This is a genomic window from uncultured Maritalea sp. (assembly GCF_937139385.1).
GTDB lineage: Bacteria > Pseudomonadota > Alphaproteobacteria > Rhizobiales > Devosiaceae > Maritalea > Maritalea porphyrae_A.
The window spans coordinates 1-5,751 of sequence record NZ_CAKZPW010000032.1; the positions used below are offsets into that span (position 1 = coordinate 1).

Consider the following 5,751-nt stretch of genomic DNA (forward strand, 5'->3'; position numbering starts at 1 on the left):
TGGCGCGAGACATTGAATTGTCTCTACACATATTCTTCTAGCGCTTAACAGAGCCATTCACTGTCTCGCGCGTCGCAAATATTATCCCTTCGCATGGAAACATGGCGAAGGTGTTGGTGTTTGGGATAACGAAAAGCCATAGTGATAAAGCCATCCCCCCACCCTTAATCCCTCCCCACCAGGGTCATCCCTGCGTAGGCCGGAGCGGCGCGAGCATGGAAAATGCATTGCACAATGGGGCACCAACAGGCGGGGGTGCCGGGGTAATGAGCGCAGCGCATGACGGCGGCGTGAAAAAACCGCCCAATCTCCCTCCCCCTGGTGGGGAGGGATTTAGGGTGGGGTGACAAACGCTAAGCGGCCTTGGCGCTCACCGCTTCTGAAATCCAACCGCCACCTAGAACTTCGGTATTGGGACTGTCATCTGCGTAAAACACACAAGCCTGCCCCGGCGAAACGCCATGCTCTCCGCCCACTAATTCCACCTCAACAATGCCATCCACAACGCTCAAGCGTGCAGGCTGTGGTGGGCGAGTTGAGCGAACCTTCGCTTCAATTTCAATCGGGCCGTCGCGTTCAATATCTGCGAGAGACTTTGCGCCAAGCCAATTCACTTGCTTCAACCGCACCGACCGGGTGGCCAAAGCTTCATATGGACCCACTATGACTTGTTTCGTGTCTGGATCCAATTTGACCACATACAAAGGGTCGGGCGCAGAAATGCCCAGGCCTTTTCGTTGTCCAATCGTATAATGGATGATGCCCTTATGCTCGCCCAAAACCCGGCCATCCAAATGCACGATTTCGCCGCCCTCCATTGCATCGGGCCGAAGTTTGGCGATGATTTGCGCATAATTGCCGTTTGGCACAAAACAAATGTCTTGGCTATCGCTTTTCTCGGCGACCACCAAACCCATATCCCGGGCAATATCACGCACCGCATCCTTGGTCATGCCACCCAATGGAAAGCGCAAATAATCCAACTGCTCTTGATCTGTGGCAAACAGAAAATAGCTTTGATCGCGCGCGTGATCGTTTGGGCGGAACATGCCCCAGCGGCCATCCTTTTCAAGCGATTGAATATAGTGACCCGTCACCAAAACATCAGCGCCAAGCTCTTTCGAAACACGCATAAGATCGACAAACTTCACAGTTTGATTGCACTTCACGCAAGGGATTGGAGTTTCACCACGCACATAACTGTTTGCAAAATCATCAATCACCGCCTCACGGAACCGGCTTTCGTAATCGAGCACATAATGGGGAATACCAATAGCTGCCGCCACCCGGCGGGCGTCATGAATATCTTGACCCGCGCAACACGCACCTTTGCGGTGCATGGCTTCGCCATGATCATAAAGTTGGAGGGTTACGCCAAGGGTCTCATATCCCTCTTGCGCCATAAGTCCTGCCACAACAGAACTATCTACGCCACCAGACATAGCCACCACGACGCGGGTGTCCTCGGGGCGCTTATTTATTCCAAGCGAATTCATTTTTTTCTCCATCCAAATTGGGGTTAAGGGCCAACGGATGGGGCGATTTACCAACTTTGGCGACGAAAAACAACGGTTTTTGCTATTCTTGAGATTACTAACATCGGCATTTTCTGCCCCCTGCCACGCAAAACTTGCCCTTCCCAACGCAATTTCTCAAGCAAAAACAAATGCAAAACTGACCAACCAACTGAATTTACTGACATATCTCAAGAGCCAAAAACTGGCCCGCTACTTGCATAAATGTGGGTGGACACATGTCACAAGTTTCGATGAGTGGGTAAAAAACGTGCAATTTGGTTTATCAGCAACGGCGAGTTTTCCAGGCTTTGATCTGGCAGGCGAAATAACGACCAGTACCAATGGTGCAAAACCTGGCCAGCCCGGCGAAGGCGGAACAGGCTTTGAAGCGCTCTTGGCCGCACTTGTTGGTGGCAACGCCAACAGTCCAACCACGCTCAACATCAAAGAATTGAACGTTGATGGAGTGTCCCCAGAAAGTCAGGACATTATCGATGCTTTGGCCGGAATGGCCGAAGCCTTGGTGCCGCTGGCAAACGCATTTGACAAACTGCAGATCCCAACAACCGAGCAGTTAAATCAAGCACAAGCGGCTCTGGGCAAACTTGTACAAAGCATCAACGCACATCCAAACCGCCCAGAATTATCCATCAAGGGTCCCATCGGCTCGTTTGCTGCACAATTGTCTCAGCTGCAAAAAGCGGGCAATGATGCGAACAAAGAAGGTGCCAGCGATTTTGCCAAAGTTGGCAATCTGATGGAACGGCTAGACAAACTTTTAAGCCAGATGACGGGCGCAGCACCGAACCCAGGCCAAGACGGAACTGGTGAAAAACCGGCTCTAAGCATTCATCAAATGGTGGATCGGCTTAATCAATTGGCACAAAAGCTGCCCGCATTGTCGGCACAATTCTGGGGCCAACTATCATTTGGAAATTCCATTCTTGAGGCGCAAACATCAAACGAACAGAAAACAATATTTGCGGCCGGTCAAGCTGATGAGCTCCGTGAGCCAGCGCCGGAAAGACAACAAGCTAGCACACCGGCTATCAAACTTGGCACAGTCGACGGATCCACGCCTAAAACCCAGCCAGCAAATCTGGCCGTTACCCCCCTCACACAAAATGCCTTGACTGCACAAAAGCAAGCCGCGCCCGGTGCACGTCAACAGTCAACAACACTGCCCACAGGTGATCAAACAACGCTTCAACAAGTTACCGCCGGCACCCAGTCGACCACACCAGTGCCAACGAACAGCCAAGACGGGGCTGAGCCCGACGTGTTGGCCCAATTGGCCACGCTTGGACAACAACAAAATACGGAAGCGAAAAAACTACAGAACGCCCCCACAACTGCTGCATTTTCTGACGCACTTGCCAATGATGAAGGTACAGACGCGCAACTACCCCGCATGACTTTTGCTCAGGCAACTCGCGAAGCAAATCTGCAAGCCAACAACGCTTATCCTGAAGCAAACCGGCAAGCACTTGCTGCGGCAGCGACAGCGCCATTGCCCACAGAGTTAGACGCTGTTGAAACCGGCACCGAGAAGCTGTTGGCACAACATAAGATTGACACTTTCCAACAACAGACCAATCTAATCGATGCAGCGAAAAGCCAAACAGCTGGACGCCAAGTCAACATACCGGGCGTTGCATTTGAAATAGTCCGCCAATTCCGCGCTGGCATGCAGCGATTTGAAGTTCGATTGGACCCACCTGAGATGGGGCGAATTGAGGTGCGCATGGAAGTTGACGGCAATAATGTTACAGCCCGAATGGTCGTTGAACGCGCAGAGACACTAGATCTCCTGCAACGCGACGCCCGTGTGCTTGAGCGCGCATTGCAGCAGGCAGGGCTAAATGCTGAGCGTGCAAACTTACAATTCTCACTCAAGCAAGATGGGCAGAGCGCGGGCCAAAACTTCCAAAATCAAGGACGTGAGCAAAACACGTCAAAATCCGCCGCACTAGATGCTTCAATTGAAGAACAAACTCGACTAAGCGAAACCACTATTTATCGCGGAACAACTGGCCCTGGCGGCCTCAATTTATGGGTTTAGGAGCTTAAAATGGAACTCGCACCATCGAGTGGCATTGGCGCCACAAAGTCTGAACTCGCAAGCTCTCGCAAAACCATTGCGGGTAACTTCAACACGTTTCTGAGCATCCTAACCACCCAACTCAAAAACCAAAACCCGCTCGACCCGATGGACACCAATCAGTTCACTTCGCAAATGGTGGAGTTTACAGGTGTTGAACAACAGCTAAAAACCAACGAGTATTTGGAAGCGCTGATTAAAGCAAATGAAGGTGCCTTTGCCTCTCAGGCAGTTTCCTATATCGGAAAAGCCGTCACTGCTTTTGGTGACAGCGCTGACCTTAAGGACGGCAAGGCTGAGTGGACTTACGGTCTAACGTCTGACGCGCCAGAGAGCAAAGTGACCATCAAAAACTCAGCTGGCGCAGTTGTTTATACAGACGACGTGGCTATGACCCAAGGTGAACACACCTACACCTGGGACGGCAAGGGACCGGACGGTGCATCGTTGCCCGAAGGACGATATAGCATCGATATTGAAGCTAAAAACACAGATGGCAAGATCATCGACAATTACACAATGACCAAAGGAATTGTTGAAACTGTCGACTTTGCAGGATCGGAACCAATTCTTGTGATCAACGGCAACAAAGTCAAACTATCTTCAGTCGCCAAGGTTGGTCTGGCCAGCTAGACCAATAGCCAAGTCTCGATTTCACACTGATTTTCCACTAAACCGTCGCGCACCTGCCACACAGGCGACCACGAGCACACTGACAGCAATCATTTGCCAGTGCACCTGCTCTTGCATAATCGTTGCGGCCAACATCAACCCCATAAACGGTTGAAGCAATTGCAACTGGCTGATCGCTGTTACCCCGCCCAACGCCAATCCCCGATACCAGAAAACAAATCCAATTAGCATGCTAAAAACCGACACATAGGCAAGTGCGGTCCATTCATCCAGCTGCACATGAGCAACTGATGTGGGCATTGTCCAAACAGCGAGTGGCGCCATAACAGGCAAAGAGATGACCAAGGACCAAGAAATAACTTGCCAGCCGCCCAATCGGCGAGACAACTTTGCGCCTTGCGCATAGCCTAAACCACATACAATTATGGCAGCTACCATCAACAAATCCCCGTACCAAGAACCAATTCCGCCTTGCGACAGCGCAAATCCGGCCACCAGCACACTTCCCAATATGGAGAAGAGCCAAAAAGCAGGTTGAGGCTTTTCGCCCCCCGAAACCACACCAAAAATTGCCGTTGAAAGTGGCAGCAGCCCGATGAACACAATGGATCGAGCCGAATTGATGTTCTGCAGTGCCAAGGCTGTGAGTAACGGAAAACCAACGACAACGCCAACAGCCACTATTGCTAGATTTAAGTAGTCCTTCCTCAATGGACGAGAGGCACCTAATCCCAATAACAAGCCCACTCCAAGCAAGCCCGCAATAGTGGCGCGCACCAAGGTGAGAAAAACCGGGTCAAACGCCCCAACAGCAATACGTGTTGCCCCCAAAGACCCGCTAAAAATCATCACCCCAAGCAAACCAAGAACAAATCCATTTTCCCAAAATCGCATAACCTACTCCTATGCGATCCATTTTGCCCAACTTCCATTGCTTCGCCAGCCACAGTTCAGTACAGTTTGAGAAAAGTGTATTGATCACAAAGGCAGAACAGATGCCCCAGAACCACACCGCTTCAGTCCCTTTGGTTGAAAAGGTAATGCAAGAAATCCATAAACGCATTTCCAGTCGCAAAGCCTTATCGGGGAGCAAGTTGCCATCCGTTCGAGATATGGCGAATAAAATGCAAGTGTCCAAATCCACCGTGGTTGACGCCTATGACCGACTGGTGGCGCAGGGTGTAATATTTTCAAAACCAGGATCTGGATTCTATGCCTCAGCACAGGCGCATCCATTTTCAGTTGCAGATGCGGGGCCAAAGCTTGATCGCGACATCGACCCACTATGGCTAACAAGACATGCGCTTGAACCCCAAGATGCAAAATTTAAGCCGGGCTGCGGGTGGCTACCTTCACACTGGATGCCCGAAGATGAGATCAAAAAATCCCTACGCAACTTGGCGCGCGCAAACCATGCAGACTTAACTGAATATGCGCCCCCAAAAGGATTGCCCGCTTTGCGCGATTACCTGGCGCGACGATTGAGCAACTCTGACATTC

The 5,751-nt window shown here is 51.1% G+C and carries 5 protein-coding genes; 3 read left to right on the forward strand and 2 right to left on the reverse strand.

All coding sequences use genetic code 11. The features are described from left to right. Positions 1-353 precede the first annotated feature (353 nt). A complete protein-coding gene (mnmA, locus tag Q0231_RS01415) occupies positions 354-1,496 on the reverse strand; it encodes a tRNA 2-thiouridine(34) synthase MnmA (protein WP_269394772.1) in 1,143 nt (380 codons plus the stop codon). Between the two features lie 37 nt (positions 1,497-1,533). Here mnmA and Q0231_RS01420 point away from each other — a divergent pair, with 37 nt between their 5' ends. Together Q0231_RS01420 and Q0231_RS01425 are read left to right on the forward strand one after the other, a co-directional pair. Beyond that, a complete protein-coding gene (locus Q0231_RS01420; RefSeq protein WP_299344076.1) occupies positions 1,534-3,579 on the forward strand; it encodes a flagellar hook-length control protein FliK in 2,046 nt (681 codons plus the stop codon). Positions 3,580-3,588: 9 nt separating this feature from the next. After that, positions 3,589-4,251 carry a flagellar hook capping FlgD N-terminal domain-containing protein gene (locus Q0231_RS01425; RefSeq protein WP_299344079.1) on the forward strand — a complete coding sequence of 221 codons (663 nt, stop codon included), beginning with the start codon at positions 3,589-3,591 and terminating at the stop codon, positions 4,249-4,251. A 21-nt stretch (positions 4,252-4,272) separates the two neighbouring features. Here the strand turns inward: Q0231_RS01425 and Q0231_RS01430 are convergent, their stop codons facing one another. Beyond that, positions 4,273-5,145: a DMT family transporter gene (locus tag Q0231_RS01430; protein WP_299344082.1), complete on the reverse strand. Its 873-nt coding sequence runs from the start codon at positions 5,143-5,145 to the stop codon at positions 4,273-4,275. A 101-nt stretch (positions 5,146-5,246) separates the two neighbouring features. Between Q0231_RS01430 and Q0231_RS01435 the strand changes: the two genes are divergently transcribed. Further along, a partial coding sequence (locus Q0231_RS01435) for a GntR family transcriptional regulator (protein WP_299344085.1) occupies positions 5,247-5,751 on the forward strand: 505 nt, incomplete at its 3' end.